At 36.6% G+C, this 18,967-nt stretch carries 16 protein-coding genes and 1 pseudogene; 6 read left to right on the top strand and 11 right to left on the bottom strand.

Features of this window, described 5'->3' with window-relative positions; genetic code table 11:
• Positions 1-63: 63 nt before the first annotated feature.
• The 10 genes and pseudogenes from A3GQ_RS28500 to A3GQ_RS23985 all read right to left on the bottom strand — a co-directional run bounded on the left by A3GQ_RS28500 (position 64) and on the right by A3GQ_RS23985 (position 11,356).
• A complete protein-coding gene (locus tag A3GQ_RS28500) occupies positions 64-573 on the bottom strand; it encodes a protein-tyrosine phosphatase family protein (RefSeq protein WP_425423370.1) in 510 nt (169 codons plus the stop codon).
• Between the two features lie 192 nt (positions 574-765).
• Positions 766-3,027 (bottom strand): M20/M25/M40 family metallo-hydrolase, encoded by a 2,262-nt coding sequence (locus tag A3GQ_RS0109715; RefSeq protein ID WP_028776883.1) that lies wholly within the window; start codon positions 3,025-3,027, stop codon positions 766-768.
• A gap of 19 nt (positions 3,028-3,046) precedes the next feature.
• Positions 3,047-3,664, bottom strand: coding sequence for a DedA family protein (locus tag A3GQ_RS0109720; RefSeq protein WP_028776884.1), 618 nt, complete (start codon positions 3,662-3,664; stop codon positions 3,047-3,049).
• A gap of 13 nt (positions 3,665-3,677) precedes the next feature.
• Positions 3,678-5,588, bottom strand: coding sequence for an FtsX-like permease family protein (locus tag A3GQ_RS0109725; RefSeq protein ID WP_028776885.1), 1,911 nt, complete (start codon positions 5,586-5,588; stop codon positions 3,678-3,680).
• A complete protein-coding gene (locus A3GQ_RS0109730) occupies positions 5,548-6,324 on the bottom strand; it encodes an ABC transporter ATP-binding protein (RefSeq protein WP_028776886.1) in 777 nt (258 codons plus the stop codon). The genes A3GQ_RS0109725 and A3GQ_RS0109730 overlap by 41 nt, the downstream gene beginning before the upstream one ends.
• 101 nt (positions 6,325-6,425) lie before the next feature.
• A complete protein-coding gene (locus A3GQ_RS0109735) occupies positions 6,426-7,397 on the bottom strand; it encodes a sensor histidine kinase (protein ID WP_028776887.1) in 972 nt (323 codons plus the stop codon).
• Positions 7,394-8,098, bottom strand: a complete 705-nt coding sequence (locus tag A3GQ_RS0109740) for a response regulator transcription factor (protein ID WP_028776888.1) — start codon at positions 8,096-8,098, stop codon at positions 7,394-7,396. Before A3GQ_RS0109740 ends, A3GQ_RS0109735 begins: the two co-directional genes overlap by 4 nt.
• A gap of 239 nt (positions 8,099-8,337) precedes the next feature.
• Positions 8,338-8,838: an SRPBCC family protein gene (locus tag A3GQ_RS0109745; RefSeq protein ID WP_028776889.1), complete on the bottom strand. Its 501-nt coding sequence runs from the start codon at positions 8,836-8,838 to the stop codon at positions 8,338-8,340.
• Positions 8,839-9,123: 285 nt separating this feature from the next.
• Positions 9,124-9,504, bottom strand: a complete 381-nt coding sequence (blaI, locus tag A3GQ_RS0109750; RefSeq protein WP_028776890.1) for a penicillinase repressor BlaI — start codon at positions 9,502-9,504, stop codon at positions 9,124-9,126.
• Between the two features lie 67 nt (positions 9,505-9,571).
• Positions 9,572-11,356 (bottom strand): annotated as a pseudogene (locus A3GQ_RS23985) (BlaR1 family beta-lactam sensor/signal transducer).
• A 508-nt stretch (positions 11,357-11,864) separates the two neighbouring features.
• Between A3GQ_RS23985 and bla the strand changes: the two are divergent.
• From bla to A3GQ_RS0109790, 6 genes are all read left to right on the top strand, one after another.
• Positions 11,865-12,734 carry a subclass B1 metallo-beta-lactamase gene (gene bla / locus A3GQ_RS0109760; protein ID WP_245596763.1) on the top strand — a complete coding sequence of 290 codons (870 nt, stop codon included), beginning with the start codon at positions 11,865-11,867 and terminating at the stop codon, positions 12,732-12,734.
• A gap of 222 nt (positions 12,735-12,956) precedes the next feature.
• Positions 12,957-13,136, top strand: a complete 180-nt coding sequence (locus tag A3GQ_RS0109765; protein WP_028776892.1) for a hypothetical protein — start codon at positions 12,957-12,959, stop codon at positions 13,134-13,136.
• Between the two features lie 401 nt (positions 13,137-13,537).
• Positions 13,538-14,182, top strand: a complete 645-nt coding sequence (locus tag A3GQ_RS0109770; protein ID WP_028776893.1) for a cupin domain-containing protein — start codon at positions 13,538-13,540, stop codon at positions 14,180-14,182.
• A 198-nt stretch (positions 14,183-14,380) separates the two neighbouring features.
• Positions 14,381-15,028: a response regulator transcription factor gene (locus tag A3GQ_RS0109775; protein WP_028776894.1), complete on the top strand. Its 648-nt coding sequence runs from the start codon at positions 14,381-14,383 to the stop codon at positions 15,026-15,028.
• Positions 15,021-16,400: a sensor histidine kinase gene (locus A3GQ_RS0109780; protein ID WP_028776895.1), complete on the top strand. Its 1,380-nt coding sequence runs from the start codon at positions 15,021-15,023 to the stop codon at positions 16,398-16,400. Before A3GQ_RS0109775 ends, A3GQ_RS0109780 begins: the two co-directional genes overlap by 8 nt.
• Positions 16,401-16,592: 192 nt before the next feature.
• Complete coding sequence (locus A3GQ_RS0109790) at positions 16,593-17,414, top strand: metallophosphoesterase (protein ID WP_169818278.1); 822 nt, start codon at positions 16,593-16,595, stop codon at positions 17,412-17,414.
• A 592-nt stretch (positions 17,415-18,006) separates the two neighbouring features.
• Here A3GQ_RS0109790 and A3GQ_RS0109795 read toward each other — a convergent pair.
• Positions 18,007-18,633 (bottom strand): DedA family protein, encoded by a 627-nt coding sequence (locus A3GQ_RS0109795; protein WP_028776897.1) that lies wholly within the window; start codon positions 18,631-18,633, stop codon positions 18,007-18,009.
• Positions 18,634-18,967: the final 334 nt, after the last annotated feature.

Genomic DNA, 18,967 nt, shown 5'->3' on the forward strand with positions numbered 1-18,967 from the left:
GCGATTTTTATGTTAAGGTATCGGTATGAACACCAGTAACAAGAAAACAACTTGTGATGAACACTACTGGAAACGAGAGACGAAACGGCGTTGCCAAGGTGTTTCAACGGCGTGCGGAGCGTAGTGTTGCCGGATATAGGCGACAGCCTGGTGGTTAGGTACCCCATCAATCACGGCGAGGCAAGCAAGTGCAGTACCAGTGCGTCCATTCCCTCCACCACAAGCGATTTCGACCCGTTCAAATTCAGCTCGTTCCCATGCTTCGCGAAGAGCCTCAGCGGTTGTATCGCGGTTGATTGGTAGCCAGAAATCAGGCCAATGGATCCAGCGGTTTTCCCATGCTACGGGTGATGGACGGTGTCCCAGAAGGTAGAGCGCGAAGGTGGGCTGTGGTCCTGGTAGAAGTGGGCGTCTTAGTGCTCGGCCGCGGATGAGTCGGCCTGAGGGAAGTCGCAACACACCTGATGACGTGGGTTCCCATGTATTGGTCACAGTATCACCTTCCTGTATTATAAATTCCTCTTTCCTTGATTGTACATATGATTTTCCCTGACAGGTTTTTTCTTTTTCCACACCTATCTATTTCTCATTTCTTTCTTTTTCATTTGCCATCTAAATGATTCCTACTATTCTAATATTATTAATGGTCCTCTCATAGTTTGTTTTAGAACTTCTTTTTTTTAGAATCATATTAATCTGTTACATATAATTCTATTGGGCGAATGATAGACAAAATCAAGAAATGCTCCTTCTAACTCTAAAGAATTAGTAAGTAATACGTTTGATTACTAAAATACTTTCATCAAACAGTCCACTTGTAATGAGATGGGATGGACGGTTAGAGCGGATTTCAGGATCAGGATGTTGCTCAGCACCAAAAGTAAATTCTACAGGTTGTTCTCCTTTTATTTCTACCATCACATCCAAACCTTGTTTTGGAACACCCGCTTGTTTATAGTAAAAAGTTTGCATGGTGGATGGTATCGTGAACGATTCTTTTCCAATTTTTATTTTTTGAACGCGTCCGTCAGGAATAGCTAGATACATGTTTTGTACATCCGTTCCGCCTGATAATCGGATATGAACTCTTTTATTTCCTTGCTTTTTCTTTGTCTTTACTAGCTTTATTTTGGGCATTTGATAGTTTCGTACTGGAGCATTTCCTACCCATGCTTTTTTATCATAGTTAAACGGCAAGATAGCTTTTATATTTGATATATTCGCTGTGGATATATATTTCTTCGTCCAATCATCCGGTTGTTGGGTAGTAACCCACTGTGCTTGTTTTTTGTCCTGATCTACGACATAGAATAAGTTACTATCTATAGGACGATCAGCGTTTGGGGTGGAGCGGAAAAAGCTAATAGCCAATACCACTACCGCAATTCCTATTAAGGTATAAGGAACCCATTGTCCCAGTTGAAATAGCTGTTTACAGTGCATGAATACCAAGGCTAAGAGCCAAACAACAAGCAACATGAGGTAAGGAACAAGACTTATTGGAAAAAAGGTAAATAGTAACTTGAGAAGGGGTATGAATAGTACCACTGGTAAAAAGGATATAAGCGATAATAACCATGAGTTAGAGCTTATTTTATCCATTTTATTTTTCCATACTGCCCACCCAAGTACCAACAGAGATACAAGTAATGGCCAAGCGAACAGATAGCTAGCACCAGGTAGAAATTGTGTTAACAATACGAGAAAAATGACACCGAGAAAAATCGCGGACAAAGTCATTTCCCATTCATTTATGGAATGGAATTTCCTCCAGATAAGGAAACAGATAGATGCAGTGAATAACAGAAATGCCCACTGATAATAAAGACTGTCATAGATTGCACCACTAAATAAGGTCATTTTTTCAGCCCAAAGTGCGTTTACGCCCATCCAAATCAATACAGTTGCGAGGATGGAAGCAATAACAGCTAGTAGTATAGCTAATAAACCCATCCCTAATCCTTTGTAAGTGGCGCCCTTTTTCTTTACTGCAAAGGTCGTAACCATCACAAACAAAAGTACGATCAACCCTGTTAGGGGGTAAATCCAGTAATAGGAGTAGGAGATAACTACTCCGAAAAAATTAAAATAAACTGCATTTTCTTTCTTGATATTATTTAATTCCATTTGACCAAAGTGCCTAGCCATTGCTAAGGCATTTTGCCCTTGGTGCTCTAACGAACGTATATCTAGGTGTTTGACATCATCGTGTGGTGTATGATATCCAGTCCATCCATCACCATAGGCAAAATTCAATCCAGGTATTTTATTTTCATTGGAAACCGTTAAATCCGAGTCGTTTGGCATGATCTCAAAAAGATTTCCGAGTAAGGATGAAGTAACAGGATTTGGGGCTACTTTGGCAAATTCTTTTACAATCCAACCGTTTTGATCACTGGTTTGGAACATAATAGACGGGCCACTAGTTCCTCTTGCCTCCAAATTTATGATGAGATCCATTTTTTGTTTATGTTTTGATTTCGTCCAAAATTCCTTTGCTCCCATTAATCCTTGCTCTTCGCCATCAGTAAATATGAAATAAATATCATTTTTTAAAGGAGGGCCTGATTGTAAAACACGAATGGTTTCTAATAAAGCAGCTACCCCACTTCCGTCATCACTAGCTCCGGGTCCTTGTTGAACAGAGTCATAGTGTGCAGACATCATGATCGCATGATCACTGCTAGTACCTTCAAGTTTACCGATTACATTGTACATATCTCCGCCAGTTAACATTTTAGGGTACAACGAAGCATGATTGGAGTGTTCTACCTCTGGCCTCAATCCCATTAGTCGTAATTGTTCAATAAGATAATTTCTTACCTTTTCATTTTCTACTGAGCCACTTGGATGAGCAGCCTTTGCTATGTGGTTTAAGTGTTGGATCGCACGATCTGCTGAGAAATTTTTCGAGATATCAGCATTCTTATCTGGACTTGGTGGAATAATGGTATAAAGGCTGATACAAGCAAACAAAAATGCGAATGATAATATCATAATAGTTTTAATTTTTTGATTATTATTCATGGTTAAACTCCCTTAGACATTATCGGCTTGCTTTGTACATGCGATTTCGAATGAACCAGATGATAAAGCCAACCCCTACTATTCCGATAATTACGATGACAATATTTTGATAAACGCTCATATATTCGAGAACCTTTGACCAAGATGCACCAAGCATTGCACCAAGATTCACTAAAATGGTATTCCAAATGAGTGATCCTAAAGTAGTGAAAAATAGGAAGATAGGTAAGTTCATTCTGCCCATTCCAGCTGGGATCGAAATAAGGCTTCGTAAGATCGGAACCATCCGACAAAAGAACACTGTCCAGATACCATACTTTTCAAACCACTGATTTGCTTTATGAACATCTTCTTTTTTCGTGCGCAAGAGATAACCCCATCGATCTACTATTTTTTCTAATCGTTCGAAATGAAGAAGTTTGCCAAAGTAGTACAAGATGATGGCACCAGCTACTGCGCCTAATGTAGATGCAGTGATTACTCCTACAATGGTAGTGTCTGTTTTTGTTGTCATAAATCCACCAAATGCTAAGACGATTTCGGAAGGGATTGGAGGGAAAAGATTTTCTAACATAATCATAAGAAAGATCCCTAAGTACCCAAATTCCTCCATAAAGGAGATGATCCAGTTTTCCATTTTATTTACACCTCTAATTAAGAATAGTTTTTTGTACATTCCAACTATATCGTTTGCGGATGATTAAGAAATAAAATAATTGTCCTACTAAAAATGTAGTTATTACAATGATCCATTCTGATGTGATGGATACAATAAAATAGTTTTGCAGGACTATCAACGCAAATATACTGTGAATAACTGCTATTGTGATAGGGAGAAAAAATAGTGCTCCCAAGTGAAAAGTGATCGTTTTATTCCATTCTCGTTCCGATAATCCTATTTTTTGTAAAATGATGAAGTGTTCCGTTTCCTTGTTTATATTGGAGAGAAGTTGCAAATAGACAAAACTGCCAGAAGCAACAAATGTACCAATAGCTATCAGAAATATGATAAAAAATAAAATACGAAACAGGTGGATTTGATTTTTATATAAAGTTCCACTGACAATCATGCTATAAGGTTTTTGATCGCTGGGCATTATACGACCTTCTCGGACCAATGTTTTCCCCAAATCTAACGTTTTAGTGAGGGGGGCAGTACTATAAAACCCAGTAAATGTTGCAGATTTAGATGGATTGAATCTAGCAAACATGTCATCACTTACAATCAGAGCTTGGCTTTGTAACAACCGCCATGGAATAGTTACGTATTTTCCCATCTTCTCTTGATACAAGGTGATAGTTGTATTTTTCACATGGTATTTGTCATGGGTCAGATAACTATCTAATTGAGACGTCAACAAACCTATTACTTCATTTCCTTTTATGCTGGGCTCAACAACGGTTTGCCCCGATTGGAGAAGCATGTTTTTGTAATCCGTATACGAGATGACGGGAATATCTGTATAGCTTTTCTTTTTCATTGATTTTATTGGGATATATTTTATATTGGATTGATATGTTGTGTAATGGATTCCTCTTGCACTTAGTTCTTGTTTTATTTTTAAAATATTTTGCAAATGAAACTTTTCTTTGCTTTTAGCGATATAACCGACATCAAGTGGGTAATCCAAACGGAATTGCTTATTTAGTGCTTGTGAGGAAGCGAATGTGCCAAGCATACAAAAAGATACGGTATAGATGATGGTGATGATAAAGAATATAGGAGCATAGTTTTTGCATGTAATAGATAAGTTGGATATTGCAAGGAAATTCGTTTTTTTCCAATACCAAGCAAGTCTTGTTTTAAATAAAGAGATAACCAAAGGAATAAGTTGTGTAAAGAAGAAATAAGTCCCTATTCCAATCAATAGGAGTATTGGAGAAATATTGGAAATAATAGTAGATTTTGATGTGACAAATGCTAGATAATATCCAAGAGTAAGAAAAACAATAGATAGAATGGACAAGAAAATCGATACTTTTTTCGATTGATCTCCTTGTTTTCGACCATATAGGTAATCCACTATTTTTTTCTTCCTCATGAGAAAAGGAGTTCCATAGGCCAATACAATGAACAGGAACACATATACCTCAATCGTGATGAAAATCGCTTTCCAAGGAAAATAAAATTCTAGAATGGAAATATCCATAATTTGAGTACTGACTAAAAGAAATAACTTCTCGATACTAATCCCACAAACAATTCCCACTACAATGGAACTTATTCCGATACACAAGTTTTCATAAAAGATCATGCCACGAAATTGACGGATGGACATTCCTTGCATAAACCATATTCCAAACTCTTGGTGTCTGTTTTGAAGGAAAATTTGTATCGAATATAGGATAAAAAATAACGCAAAAGTATAGATAATCCAACTTGCGCCATACATCCAATCAACAGCGTTTTGTAAAACAACTCGATTGTTAAGTTGTGGATGTAAGACGAAAAGTGTATACACAAAGAAACTCAGGATCGAGAGTACACAGCTAAAGAAGTAAGCTAGATACATAGAGTAATTACGGATCATATTTCGGAAAATTAACTGTGTAAAAGTCACGTCTGTCTCCCCCTAGCAACGCAAGCATATCCACTATTTTTTGGAAGAACTCTTTTTGGTTACCACCTTTGTAAATTTCATTGTATAGTCGACCGTCTTTTAGAAATAATAGACGATCACAGTAACTAGCAATGACAGGGTCATGGGTGACTAATAAGATAGTGGTTTTATTTTGTTTATGGAGGGAGTAGAATATCTCCATGATTTCATGTGAAGCCCTGGAGTCCAGACTACCTGTTGGTTCATCTGCAAGTAACAGCTCTGGATGATGGATAATCGCCCGTGCAATAGCAGTTTTTTGCTTCTGACCTCCAGATAAAGAGTCAATCCTCATCTTTACAAGTTTTTCTATTCCCAATTCCGTTGTAACCTCTTGCAATCTCTGTTTCATAAAAGGAATATCATCTTTATTCAAAATAAGAGGCAGGAGAATATTTTCTTCAACGGTCAACGTATCTAGTAAGTCGAACTGCTGAAAGACAAAACCTAACTTTTTTCTTCTAAACCTAGCTAAGTCTTTTTGTTGTAACTCAAAAGGATTTTCATCCTTCATCCATACTTCTCCATTTGTTGGATGATCCAATGTACCTAAACTTCGTAATAAAGTTGATTTTCCACTTCCGGAAGGTCCCATTATTCCTACAAATTCACCAGATTCGATAGAAAAACTAATACGATCCAAAACGGGATGTTTCTCATATATTTTTGAGATTTTATTCACCCTTAAAGTAGACACGTGTACACCTCTTTCTGGGTATGTATGTATCATAATAAAAAAAAAATGAACAAACCAATGGTTTATCTTACTCCATCTTACCTTTCGGTAAGGTAGTGGATTTAGAACAAAATCCGCACAGTAGTCCCTTTGGAGACGGTTGATTCTATCTCCACTTGGTGGTTTAACTTTTGACAAATTTGTTTTACTAGAAAAAGTCCCATACCGGTAGACTCGTGAAAATTCCTACCGTTTTGGCCAGTAAAATGGGCATCAAATACACGTGGTAAGTCGCTCGCGGGTATACCTACTCCTGTATCTATTACTTCTAAGACAGTTCTATTTTCGCGATGGTGAATACGGAAAATAATCTTGCTGTCTTCTTTGGGGCTATATCGAACCGCATTGATCGCAATTTGCATTACAACAAAAGATAACCATTTCTCATCAGAAGTAACGGTGAGAGAGTTGTCCGATTGAAATTGAGGGTAAAGTTTTTTTTGAATAAAAAATCTCTTCAGATCTGAGGTAACGGTACGTACGATGGATTCTAAGTTTAATTTTTCGACAAAGAAGTCCCGGTCGAATGTACTTAATCTTGAGGTATAAAGAACCATTTCCAGTCCTTTTTTTAGTCTGTCTAGTTCATAAGAAATGGCATTACCTTCTTTGTTTTGATGATTTTGTAATATCAAATCGATTACTGCCAAGGGGGTTTTCATTTGATGTACCCATTGATTCATAAATTGAATGTGTTGATCGATTTGATCTTTATATGACTGTAGTTCCTTTCTATAAAGTTCACTTTGATTTTTTAATAGTTTCCCTAAACTTTGTGATAGTGGAGCCAATTGTACTTTCATCTCAATCGCATCTACCGAGTGAACATTTGTGGATAATCGCTGGTAAAAAGTCCGATTTGTCAAGTAGCGGTAACAAAGATACAAAAAAAGCAGAAAAAAATAAAAGAAAATGGGATATGCCAGTTTCGTTAGCTCATGAAAACCATCCATCCACAGAAGTAGAATCATAAAACCTAATTGCAGTACGTTTAAGACAAACAAAGATATTTGCTCTCGAAGAAATAGTTTCATGTTATCTCCCTCCAAATGGATCTTAGGCGATATCCTTCTCCTCGAATGGTTTGTAGCGAACCATTTAATTGCAATTGATCTAACTTGTTCCGTACTCGTCGGATATAGACATTCAATGTATTTTCATCGACAAATGCTTGATCATCCCATATTTTTTCCAATAATTGATCTCGACTAACGACACAATCGATTTGAGTCATACATAAGTCCAATATTTTCGCTTCTGTATTTCGTAATTCTACTGTGTTTGATTTCCAAGCGAGTGTTAAACGATCTAAGTTTAATTGTAAACCATCTGCTTCAACTATTCTTTGATTGGACAGTGTTGCATATGTCCCAAAAGCACGTCTTAAATGGCTTTTTATTTTTGCAAGTGTGATTTCATAGTCGAATGGTTTTGTAATAAAATCATCTGCTCCATATTCCAATGCCATGACTTGATCCATTTTACTATCCCGAGCAGAAATGAAGATAATTGGGCAATTTGAGTTTTTTCTGATTTGTTTGCACCATTCATATCCGTCGTATTTGGGTAAGTTTATATCTAATAGAATAAGGTGTGGCTGGAAAGTTCGGAAATCTTCCATGAGCGTATCAAAGTCTCTTACACAAAAGGTCTCAAATCCGTACTTTTGCAAAAAATTTTCTAGTAATGAAAGGAGCATTTCATCATCTTCTACGATAAATATTTTAAATAGCATGTTTTCTCTCTCCTCCTTCTAAGTAGTATACTGTTTTATCAAGGAGAAACAGGAAATAATTTATGAATATGCAAACAACTGTTTTATTTTCAGAGAAGTGATTAGTAGATAAGTGTATATAAAACAAATGTACTAAAATTATTTTATATCTAGAGAAGTATAATAAAAAAAATTTCCTCCAGAAACTTGGAGGCAATTTTTTTGTAATTATTTAACATTAACTTTTTTCAATTGGATAATTACAAGTTGTACACCCTGGCCAGATAACCACCAAGCAGGTCGAGGAGCCCTTCAAATCCCATCTGAACCATATCATGTGCTGCCTCAAAGGTTTTGAGCTCCTCCTCCGTTGCAGATAGAGGAACCGCACGCATGGTGAGCATCGTCTTGCCTTTCTGCTCAATGAATGTGAAAGTATTAAGGATTTCCATCGGCCAAGTAGGGCCAAATGGAGCCCGGATCGTCTTGCCTTCCTCGTCGCAAAAAGAATTCGTGTAGACAAGTCTCTCTGGCTCTATGATTTCGCGATAAACAAATTTGTTCCACATTTCTCCGCCTCCAGGCGATCGCTTGATGTAGTGAAATACACCACCTGGACGGAGATCGAACTTGATGACATTCATCATGTAACCTGGCCCCCACCAGTGTTTAAGATGCTCAGTCTCCGTAAACGCCTTGAATACAAGCTCCCGTGACGTATCAAAGATACGAGTGGTAACTAACTCGTTTTGTTTGGACATTTCAAATTCCCCTTTTCATGTTGAGTGGTTGTTGGTTCTACCTCCAGTAGAATCCGGGATCTTATATCCTCAAACCTGTTCTTATATTCTCTTTATCCACTGGATAGTAATGAAGTCCCAAACAAGACTAGCTTATTCTTCCAAAGGAAAAGGATAGAGTGTGAACTAGAAAACCCTCACTATTCCTATCTTTCCGTTTAGGATGACAATAGTGAGGGTCTATATTTATGAACATTTTATAATACAAATGTCTTTCCACATACAACACCTCGTGGAGCAACGACTTTAATTGTTAGGACTTTTGTCCAAAATAGAACGTAGTTCTTTTATATCCTCTTCGGATAAGGAATCGTCTTGTATGAACTGAACTAACATTGATTTTAATGTTCCACCATAAATTCGCTTAACAAAGGACTGAGTCTCGGCGTGCTGGCAATCATTTTGGGAAAAAAGAGGAAAGAAAGTATATACTTTTTGATCTTTATTAACCCCAATTACTTTTTTTTGGACAAGGCGATCCAAAAGTGTACGAATCGTTTTGGGCTTCCAGTCCGTTTGCTGCTGCAAGGAACAAATGACTTCGTTGGCTGTTAACGGAGACTTTTCCCAAAGGATATTCATTACTTCCCATTCTGCATCTGATATTTTAGGTACTTTCTTGAACAAAGGAATCCTCCTTTCTGCTACTTTATCGTTAAGCGTAAGGGATAACTTCGGATTGATTTAAAAATATTTAATAGATAGCTTTATCCTTCAAAATAGATTTCGTTATTTCGACTGCCTTACTCCCATAGGAATTCGTTGCATTTTGTATATTTGTCGCAAAGAAATAAGTGTTCTTTTTTGTCTCTACATATCCGATGAACCAACCATTGATTTTTTTTCCATTGACACTTCCCGTGCCTGTTTTCCCAGAGAGTCGGACTCCGTTTGATTCCTCTAGTTGAATGACTTTTTTAACTGCTTGAACATTCTTCTTTTTAAATCCAAATTCGTTTTTATACAAAGCTTTGAGTAATTGTACTTGCTCAATGGGAGAAATCTTTAAGGAGGATTCTATCCAATATTGTGAGTTCCCGCCAGAAAGATTGGAATTTCCATAGTCAATTTGCTTGAGATAATTTTGAATCGTAGTTGGAGGAATCTTTTTATCTAATTCCTAGAAGTACCAGCTAACGGAACTTTTCATTGCTGTAGATAAATTTTGGTTCTTATTCCATGTATCATAAGGAAATTGCTTTCCATTCCATTTCATGGTGGAATTTTCGCTTGTGATGATATTGGACTCCAAGGCAAACAATGCACTATAAATTTTGTATGTAGAATTAGGAGAAACTCGCAATGTGCTTTTCCGTTTATTATAGATACGATATTGATCAGCTTGCAAATCGTATAAAACAAAGCTGCCTTCATATCCAGCGAAATATTTGCTCAGATCCTCATACATTGTACGTTTGCCATCAAAATCGTAACGTTCATCATCGTAAGCCATGACAGAAAAGAGGGGAATTTGAATTGCCACCAAGACTCCCAAAAATAGAAAGATGAAGATGCTTTTTCGTCTCCATTGTCTGGATTCAGTTGTGAAAGATGCGATACTTTCAATGCGTTTTTTCACTTGTTTCTTGGAACCGTTTAGCGGTTGTTCCAAAGTGATAAACTTTGGTCTGGAGAATCTATCTACAAAATGGATAATTGTATTCCCGTATTCTTTATAACATTGTTTATCCAAAGAATGTAAGACTGCACTATCACAAGCGATTTCACGATCCAATTTCATCTCTCTAAAGGCTATCCAAACAAGAGGGTGAAACTAGTATAAAATTTGATATAAGACAATCAGGTAATTCGTTTGAACATCTTTATATATGTAATGATTTAATTCATGCAAAAAGATATATTTTATCTCATCCAAAGACAGCCATTCATCAATATGAACTGGAAGTACAACATAAGTCTTAAAAAGACCAAATGTGAGTGGAGATGTGATAAGAGGTGATTCTCCTATAATCAAATGATTCGATATAGTTAACCTCTTCTTGCATTGTTCGAATAAACTTAGGATTTCTTGATTTTTTAAGCTCGATACACTTTCCTTAATTCTCTTTAATTGTAACCAAGCTTTTATTGTCAAGGCAGTCATCACGAACATTCCTATTATCCATATACCTATTACTATTTCATTTAGGGATGCCATATCGAACCGAGTTACTGCTAGTGTAAAGTCCTGCATCCAATTTTCCTCTGAGAATACATGCTCATTCGTAAAAGCAGTAGATGAGCTTAGTCTACTATTTTGAACAATATCCCATGTAAAGTGATTTCCAATGTCAATGAAATGATTTGGTATAAAGGGAACAGTCAATATGATTAGAAGAAGAAACCATAAATTATATTTCCATTTCGCGGATAATTGTTTGTAGAATATCTTCCTAATCAGCATAATGATGGCAACAGTAATAGAAGACATCAGAAAACTTACTACAAAGTAAGTAAAGAACATACAATTCGTCTCCATTTCATCGATCTTTCACTTAAGATATCACATAATTCTATTCTCTTTTAAGATAAAGAAATTTGCACGAATATACAAAATTAACAATTGTATTTTATTTATTCATCATTCTACCAGTTTTTTTGCGATACAAATGCAAGAACGGGTCGAGAATTTTTTTATTTTGGGCAGATTCAAGATTTATAACGAAAGGTGTGGTAGAGATGTTCAAAGTTTAGAAATCAGCAAGATGTTTTATTCCACTCACTAAACAAGGAAAAAATTTGACTCAACAGATTACAAGTGTAGTATTGTATTACAAATGTAATCAACTAAAAAAAGAGGAGGTTGCATCCATTTTACAAATGATGAAACTTATAAGAGTTAGGTAATATTCGACTATTCATGAAATTTCGTAAAAATGTGTTCTATTGTATCCCTTACATACAAGTGGTGACAATTTGGGTAATGTTTATGTTCATCTATACTTCACTATTTTTTAAAATTGCATGAGGAGAAAGGATTGGTTATCTTGAAAACGAAAAAGATAATAACAGTTGTTGGTATTGGATTATTAGGATTAAGCCTCTTTATAGGCTCCACGCTCTTTCAGGACGGATCAATGCAAACGAATGCTACGGAAAAAGAAAAACAAACAACAAGTTCAGGTCAAATGAAGGATCAATCGAAAAAATCATCTCCCTCACAGATTACCAATGCCGATAAGACGATTGTATTGACGAAATTGAGTGACAAAGTATGGGGACACACTTCCTACAATGAATGGAATGGCAACACTTTTGACCACAATGGGTTGATCGTTTCTACTTCCAAAGGAGTAGTCCTGATTGATACAGCATGGGATACAGTGGACAACTACCAAAAAACAGAAGAGTTATTAAAGATGATTCAAAAACATTTCAAGAAAAAAGTAGTTCTGGCGCTAGTTACGCATGCGCATGATGACAGCATCGGAGGCATTCAGGCGTTATTGAATGAGGGAATCGATGTACGTAGTACCCTTTTGACAGCAAAACTAGCGAAAGACCGTGGATATCCTTCTCCTAAACCGACACTGGATGCAAAACCAGTAATGAAAGTAGGAGACACAGTAGTGGAAGCTTTTTATCCTAGAGAAGGTCATTCGAAGGATAATATTACAGTTTGGCTTCCTCAATCGAACATATTATTTGGTGGATGCTTCATCAAATCATTAGACGCAAAAGATCTTGGAAATCTCTCTGATGCAAATGTAGCGCAATGGGATGATTCTGTTCAGAAAGTTATCAATAAGTATCCAACTATCCAAACAGTTGTAGCAGGACATGGAAGTTGGGGAGATAAGAGCTTACTCCTTCACACCATTGATTTGATCAAGCAACATACCAATAAAGAGAACTGAACGAATGCCCTTACTTTTTTGTATAAGTAGAAAAATAAAGAAAACACCTTCTCCCTAAAGTGGAAGGTGTTTTCTATTTAGCGGATTTTTTTGTTTGATCTAGAGAATCTTGTATAAGTTAATACTATGTTCTGGTAACGCGTTACCATCTTGCAATAAAATCAATTATTTGAGAAAATAATAAATCTAGACGGAATAATGTTCATTCGAGTGGAGAACGTAGTGGTTTTCAAGAAGATTCAGGCCGCTCTCACGAATGCAGCAACGGATGCTTATCTGCGGCAACACAGGGAAACCACCGAAGATGAATTCCTCCGCCCTGCTGGAGATCAGGGTGCCAAAATTCTGGATGACATTCGGAATGGCAAGGATCCTGACGACGACAGCCAGAAAGGCAAGTAGCTCTGTCTAGAATCCAAATGGCGTAGGTTTTTCGATTCCTATGCTGGCTCCTGAGGGGGCATGGCCTGCTGACGTCTTTATGATGTCGGCAGGCCGCGTACTTTTAAAGGATTTATTTCGATATTTCCATCTTATGTGTAGGAACTTTAACCTTTTGGTTTTGTATAAGAATTTGTGCAAATGTGCTTCGTTTTCATATTTTAGAGTTATATGAGATGATTTCTATCAGCAAAGAAAAAAAAGACGGCCTCCTATTCATGAAGGGCGTTTTTCTTTTTTGTGCACCCAACATCGACGGCTTGGTACTGATAAGAAAGTTGTTTCCCTAGGCATTTGTCACGAATCCATTCACTGTACATATACTGCCCAGAGAGTATGGCTAGAGAAATGGGGCAGTGAAAATGGCAAAGAATCCATGGAAAGAATACACTAGACCAGGACTCGAGTTCTTTTTTGACCTCAATCAAAATCGATTAAATACACGTAATGATGAAAATTTTATTAACCGACTAGGAAGAGACAATTTAAACACATTGGGGAATAATTCTCTATTAGATATTTATTTGAGCAAAGGTCGAGTGGTAGAACCCCACTATCATCAGAATGCTGCGGAGTTGGTGTATTGTATTTCTGGGAGTGTTTTGGTATCTCTTATCAATCCATTTACAAACCAAAGATCAGATATTCCGATTACACCTGGGCAAGTGGCAAATATCCCAAAAGGTTGGTGGCATTGGGAAGAGGCAACCACAGATGGTACCCATTTGCTTGCGATTTTCGATGCACCCTATCCAGAATATATTTTTGGATCTGATTTATTAACCAAAACCCCAATTGAAGTCTTATCTCATACGTATTGTTTAGATCCAAAGCTTCTTAAGAAAGCATTGGCTCCTTTGAACAACGAGACCATTGTGATTGGTCCTACAGATGAGTGTGTTGCTGATACTTATGGTCGAAAACCAAAGACAAAATCTGAGGTCAAATCATCTAAAAGATCAACATCATCTATCGAAAATTCGGATTATCCTTATCCATACTGGTAGGAATGATTTAAAAAATTGGTGAGCATCAAAAAGACATCTTTCCTACTGTTGGAAGGGTGTTTTGTGTTTCATGAACAAGATATTCGTCGTGAAATGTTATGGTATTTCTAATCATTTTCCGTATTTTAGGCATTCAAAGGGAAAAGTAATAAAAACTCTTTTTTCGGATTGTAAGCTTGTAGGAAAGAGGAAGAAATGATGAATGTACTTATCGCAGATGATGAAAAACAAATGTTATCTATTTTAAGAGCTTATTTTGAAAAAGAAGGTTTTCAAGTAGATACAGCAGGAGATGGTCAGGCTGCTTTGAACCTTTTTTATGAGAAGGTGTATGATTTGGTAATTCTGGATTGGATGATGCAAAAAGGAAATGGGATTGCTACTTGTCGTGAAATGAAAGAAAAGAGAGATACAAAAATTCTTCTGTTGACTGCCAAGAGCGAAGTGGAAGATGAAATCATAGCTTTGGAAGCAGGGGCAGATGATTATCTTCGTAAACCATTTCATCCACGTGTTTTAATTGCAAGAGCGAAACGACTCGTCAGATCGAATCAACAATGGAAATATGGTGATATCACAATCAATTTTGAGGCAAAAAAAATATATCGGAAGGATGTTGATCTTATGGCGACAAGGATTGAATTTGAGTTAGTAAAATGTTTAGCCACTCATAAAGGACAAATTCTTAGTCGCAAACAATTACTGGATAGGGTATGGGGATTAGATTATATAGGAGAAGAGCGGACAGTGGATACTCATATTCGTCGGGTACGTGAAAAGGTTGGGGAGTATTGGATCAAAACGCATCGCGGAATAGGATATAGTTGGGAAGATAACCATGAGTAAGTTAGGCAACAAAATTGCGGTTCGTATTTCTATGATTATTTTAAGTTTGTTATTATGCTTATTTTTGATGACTAAATTTCTCCTCCCATCTTATTCTTTGTATCAAAATAAACAAAAGCTGATAAAAATTTCGGAAGAAATAAAGAAGACGGACAAAACTAAGCTTTTGATGAAAATAGCGGAATGGAATAATGATATGGATGTTACGGTTGTTTTTGTTCCTACATCTCGGTCGATTGAGCACCTAAACGATACAGTTACATTTTTACTGAAGAAACAAGGAATTTCCTTAAATCGGTTTTGGATATCAGCAGAAGTGATCCAAAAGTTGGAGCAGGGACAAGCGATTAATCGCATCTATGATCAACGAAAGCAAAAGTCTAGTTTCTATGTTCGTTTTATTCAAAAGGATAATCAATTGATAGTAATTGGTATCTCCTTGGTACATATGGAAGCAATGATAAAGATGGTTAATCAATTCAATGCTATCTTTTTTATCCTTACTTTAATTATTACTTTGATATGGGTATACATTTTTTCAAAGCGGATCACTCAACCAATCAGGGAGTTAAACAAATTAGCTCAAGAAATTGCAGAATTGAAGTTCCAACAGGTTCAGATTGAAACACGAGATGAAATAGAAGATTTAGCAAAGTCAATCAATAAAATGAGTAGGAATTTACAACAAGCACATTTAGAGTTGAAGAAAAAAAATCTAAACTTAAAGCATTTAACATCAAATTTAACTCACGAATTGAAAACGCCACTTGCTTTGATTCAGGCGTATGCAAGTGGGATTCAGGATGATTTGGATGATGGAACTTATCTTGAGACTATTATAAGCCAGACAATACGTATATCTGATCTAATTGATGAATTGTTGAGGTTTGTACAGTTGGAACAAAATTTATTTCATTTTACTTCTCTTGATCCAGTGTCTTTGTGGGAATCTTGTTTGAATGAACATCAAGTGATTTTTGAAAGAGAAGAGATTATTTGCAGCTATACAGCATTACCGAAAGAGCCATGGACTATTTATGCCGACCCTGATAAATTAAAAATGGTTTTTCATAACTTACTAAGTAATGCAACAAAGTATACCGATAACAAATCGATAGTGATTCATTGGTCTAAGAATCAATCCATTCTATCCTTCCATATATCCAATGGAAGGGAGAAAGAAATAGAGGATTTAGCAAGGATCTGGGATCCGTTCACTGTTTTAGCTGATTCAAGGGATAAAAAAAAGTCAGGAACTGGTTTGGGATTGGCAATAGTGAAATCAATCTTGGATCGACACCATTATCGTTATCGAGTAGATCAAGAAAATGGTTGGTTTACCTTAACCATTGATATGCTGCTGATAACATAAAAAGGGAAATGAAGGATTGTCAAACTGATGTAACATTTACCTCTTACCATTAGATGAGTAGGAGGTATTTTCAATTGAAGAGAATATGGATGAATACAACTAAAAATCTAGGATTAGATGTTTTATGTACTGCACCGTTTCAAAAGGGGTATTCCCATGACGAATAATCCAGTACTTAGTAGAAGGAGCTTCTTGAAAAAGAGTCTACAATTTGTGATCGGTATGGCTGGTACAATGGGTTTATCTAGTATTTATGTACATTGGGTTGAACCATATTTAATAGAAACTAGCCATATTAGTATTGTTCTTCCCAATTTACCAAAGGCATTTGAAGGATTCCGTATTTGCCATTTCAGTGATTTGCATTTAGGGTTTTATATGGAACCGGAAAAATTGGCTTCTGTGGTTAAACGAATAAAAAAAAGCTCGCCAGATTTAATTTGTTTTACAGGAGATTTATTTGATCATGAGCCTGTGGAAATATCGAAAACGATCGATTATTTGGCTCAACTGGAAGCTCCATTTGGGAAAAATGCTGTGCTCGGCAACCATGATAACTGGGGGAACCGAAGATCAGTTCACAAAGTTTTACAAAAAGCAGGCTTTTCTGTTCTGCACAATTTCCATAAAGTGATTCGAAAACAATCGGATGATTTATATATTGCTGGTGTGGACGATCCTTGGGTAGGCGATGGAAATATACAGCAAGCAATGAAAGGTATCCCAAAAGATGCTTGTACCATTCTTTTGGCCCACGAACCAGATTTTGCAGATGAGTTTTCTTTCTATCCAATTGACCTGCAATTATCTGGACATAGTCATGGTGGCCAAGTCCGTTTACCTTTGATTGGAGCCTTATATACCCCGCCGCATTCGCACAAATACTCAAGCGGTTTGTATCAGGTTAATTCTAAGTTGCAGGTCTATACAACAAGGGGATTGGGCATTACCAGATATCCGATTCGACTGAATTGTCGTCCTGAGATAACAATGATTACATTAAAATCGGTTTGATTTGTTTTCGTTAAATCTTACGATCAATCATATAGATGTCCTGACCTTTTTTTTCTGTTCTGAGGGAAGTTTTTCTGGGTTTAACGAATTTTTGACACTCCACATGGCTGAAGCCATGGGATTCTTGGGACGGTAGCCTTCTGACTACTTCATTACCAAGCTAGCTCCGTGAGTCCCACGGTTGAACAGAGTTTTGTTGCTTTCGTCATAGCATAGACTTACTGCTTGGTTTTCGCATTTCAGTCTAGCCATTTTTCGGTACGCATAGCATTTTACGTGCAAAACGATTGGTTTGCACAACCCTATATACTATCCATTTTTCAAAGAGCAACTGCCGATAGTTTAACAACAGAATGTATGTTTGTAAAATGTTTTTTGAAAAAATTTCCAGACTTGTGAGAGGTAGAAACCTCCCTCGTCTGCAAAGTGAGACTTGCCACTTTAGTGGCTTAGCGAAACTTGTACTCCAGTGTTAGTGACGCTCGCTTTCATCCCACGATTCAAACCGTGGGTTTTCACACTCGCAAGACTATAAAAAAACCCCTTTATAGGATATAAAGAGGCCTTTATGTATATGAGTTTTCTATTTTTGTTAATTGGTTGGGTTGCTTGGTGTATTACGTTTTTTTCTGATAAACCATATGATCCCAATAACGAATCCAATAACAAGGATAACAATTACGGCATCTTGATATGCGCTCATATAATCAAGCACTTTAGCCCATGAAGCTCCTAGTGCAGCCCCGATATTAACTAGTATTGCATTCCAAATGATGGAGCCGATTGTAGTGAAAATAATAAATACAAGAAAGTTCATTTTTGCCATACCAGCTGGAATCGATATTAGGCTTCGTAAAATAGGAACCATTCGGCTAAAGAAGACAGTCCATACCCCATATTTATCGAACCACTGATTTGCCTTGTGGATGTCTTCTTTTTTTGTGCGTAAGAGATATCCCCAACGATCCACTATTTTTTCTAATCGGTTGATGTGAAGAAGACTTCCAATGTAGTATAAAATGATAGCACCGGCAACTGATCCTAATGTTGCTGCTACAATCACACCAAAAACAGTTGTATCCGTTTGTGTTGTCATAAACCCGCCAAATGCTAGTACAATTTCTGATGGGATAGGTGGGAATACATTTTCCAACATAATCATCAAGAAAATGCCCCAGTAACCAAAATCCTCCATAAAAGAAGTAATCCAATTTTCCATGATGTACACCTCTACTGTTCCAAAAAGATATCAGTTGTTAATAATATAAAAGTTTTGTAAGACTAAGCAGGCACCATAACTATGTAAAAAAAGCATGAATGGAAACGCCAATAAAATGGGTCTTGAGAACATTCCAAGTTTATTTCAATAACGAACATGGAGTTATCAGAATGAGAAAGAGTGATCAGTTACATGATGAAAAGACCCAATAACGTTTCATTGACTATCATACTATAAGAATTGTGGTTAGATGGAACGATTTACATAGAGAAATGAACATTTTCGCGTCATCTTGTGGAGGGAAAAGTTATTTGCCATTATTTAGAATAGGAGG

It is taken from the genome of Shimazuella kribbensis DSM 45090 (assembly GCF_000428065.1).
Classification (GTDB): domain Bacteria; phylum Bacillota; class Bacilli; order Thermoactinomycetales; family Thermoactinomycetaceae; genus Shimazuella; species Shimazuella kribbensis.